This is a genomic window from Mesotoga infera (assembly GCA_011045915.1).
Taxonomy (GTDB): Bacteria; Thermotogota; Thermotogae; order Petrotogales; family Kosmotogaceae; genus Mesotoga; species Mesotoga infera_D.
The window spans coordinates 1-2,489 of sequence record DSBT01000298.1 but is presented as its reverse complement, the minus strand read 5'-3'; the positions used below and the strand labels follow the sequence as shown (position 1 = coordinate 2,489).

General features: G+C 47.3%; 2 protein-coding genes. One reads left to right on the top strand and one right to left on the bottom strand.

Annotated features, from left to right (window positions below; all coding sequences use genetic code 11):
- The first annotated feature begins 33 nt into the window (after nt 1-33).
- Entirely contained in the window at nt 34-1,323 is a 1,290-nt protein-coding gene (locus tag ENN47_09640) for a citrate transporter (GenBank protein ID HDP78425.1), read from the top strand.
- Between the two features lie 9 nt (nt 1,324-1,332).
- Here the strand turns inward: ENN47_09640 and ENN47_09635 are convergent, their stop codons facing one another.
- Entirely contained in the window at nt 1,333-1,776 is a 444-nt protein-coding gene (locus tag ENN47_09635; protein ID HDP78424.1) for a hypothetical protein, read from the bottom strand.
- Nucleotides 1,777-2,489: the final 713 nt, after the last annotated feature.

Genomic DNA, 2,489 nt, shown 5'->3' with positions numbered 1-2,489 from the left:
TCCCTCTTCATTTGTTAAGCATTTTGGGATAGAATGAGACTTGTGGACAGAATATTCATTGTAATCTATTTCATATTGACTTTCACTCTGATTGTCCTTTCGAAAAAACGGAGAGTGCTGATCGCCTTTACGTCAGGTATGTTGCTGGTGGTGCTCAAAGTCTCCGAGACAATGAGAATAGAGACAATATCTGAGTTTGTCGACTTCAACGCCATATTTCTTCTCATAGGAATGATGGTGATAGTCGGCGTGCTCAAATCTACCGGGTTCTTTCAATATGTGGCGGTCCGTACTCTCAGAGCAACGAAGGGGAACATCCTTCTGCTGTCGGGGCTCTTTTCGGCGCTAATCGCTCTCTTCTCTATGGTTCTGGACAATGTCACTACAATGATAATGTTCATGCCGATAATCTTCTTCGTTGCAGATACTGCGGGATTCAATCCCTTCGGGTTCACGGCGGTGATGATTCTAGCTTCAAACATCGGCGGTTGTATGACTCTGGTAGGAGATCCTCCAAACATCATTATTGGTAACGCCTCTAAGATTCCTTTCATGACTTTCAGCGGTCTTGTGCTTGCTCCGCTGTTAATGACCTATGTCACCCTGATGATGATCTCCAGATTCAAGATTCTGAAGGGCCTCTCGTCAATATCTGGAAAGAAGGAAGAGATTCAGGGTTTAAGGCTCGATGGAGTCATAACCAATAAGAAGTTGATGTATGTCAGCCTAGGAACACTGGTGGTTGTGGTCATCGGATTTATCATGCACAGTATCGTTGACATAGAAATGTCGCTATTCGCAGTGCTGGGAGCTTCATTTCTGCTTCTGTATACGGGAAAGGATTTCGAATCGGTTGCTACCGAGGTGGACTGGAACGCGATCCTCTTCTTCATTGGGCTCTTTTCGCTTGCGCACTCTCTTGAAAGCACCGGAATAACGGGGGAACTTTCCACTCTGGCTTTGAATCTTTCGAGCAACCCGGCCGTTCTCTCAATGCTTATTCTCTGGGTAAGCGGAATGATAGCGATGGTTACTGGAGCCATTCCAGTTGTCACGATCTTCATTCCTATCGTGGCGCAGCTATCCGTTCACTACCCTCTTAAGTACGATCTCTGGATTGCTCTTGCTCTTGGGGCAAACCTCGGGGGAAACGGAACAGTAACCGGTCATCTTGCGAATGTGATGTGTTTTGAGATGGTAAACAAGGAGTATGGAAACAGGCACAGTTTCCTCGACTTCATGAAGATCGGGTTCCCTTCGGCAGTTATATCTCTCGGAATTTCCAACCTTTATCTTGTGTTAAGACTCGTGCTCTTCGGCTAGCTGTAACTCCTAGACAACCATGATCGATTTTATCAGTATGTTTGTCAACCAGACAACCACTGTGACGAAGATCAGCGAAAGAGAGGTCTTCACTACTCCCTGCCTGTAGAAGTCATTCGCGATCAGCCCGGGAACGATGGTTCCAATTACGGTTGAGAATAGTTCTACCGGGAGATTGGGCATTAGAAGGGTATCGAGGGAAAGTTTGACCACGACTCCGAGAAGAATTCCTATTGCGAGTCTCTTTCTTCCGTAAAGAATCAGATACCTCTGGAGAAGATTTAGAATCAGGAATGTGACAAGACCGACACCCCATGTATAAAGCAGCCTCAAAGGCTGTTCGATGAAAATGAACAGGTAGACCGGCGTTACAAGCCCTCCGGCCGACAACCCAGTCACCCACCAGAATACTGTACTTATGACGATTCCAATCGAGAACAATGCAGGACTCATCGAATCTCCTCCAACCCGCTCAGCCACTGGACAAGGCCGCGTATATTTCCGAATCCGAAAACGAGCTCGTACCCTTCAAGAAGTGAATCGAGCCGGCTCGGGTCTTTCAGCTTTTCCACGTTCTTGTTCTTCAATATTCGTTGAGGAACAGGTCCTCTGACAATTATCCTGTCGAACTCTCTAATCATTTCTTCGAAGACGAGAGCCCTGTCCGGCCTGTCGTCTCTGGAGTTGAAGAATCCGACGAGCGGTCTCTCGGGAAAATCCTGTCTTGCCTTTTTCAGAAGCAGAGAAGTGGAACGAATGTCATTGGCCGCGAAGGCATTTGCCAGAACAGTATCATTGATCCCGTCGCCGAGATGCAGATACCTGAAGGTCCCCACATCAGGCAGCGCCTCTCTCATTCCCTCAAGCGCCTTCTCCCTGTCCAGATTGAGTAGTTCTACAACCTTCAGTGCGACAGAAAGGTTTTCCTCGTTTGGCTCGAATCTGAATCCGGTCGTGTCTTCCACTTTCGGAGCAACAGTCACCAATCTTGTATTTATTCTCGAACAGTGATTCTTGACTGACTCCATCGCCTCTGACGAAAGATTTCCAAGGACGCAAATCCCGCCTGGAGCAATGGATAGAGAAAGCACTCTGGCAGTCTCTTCTTCATCGGCTCCAATCTCTTCGATATGATCCGGATAAGCGTTCGTGATGACGGTAATGTC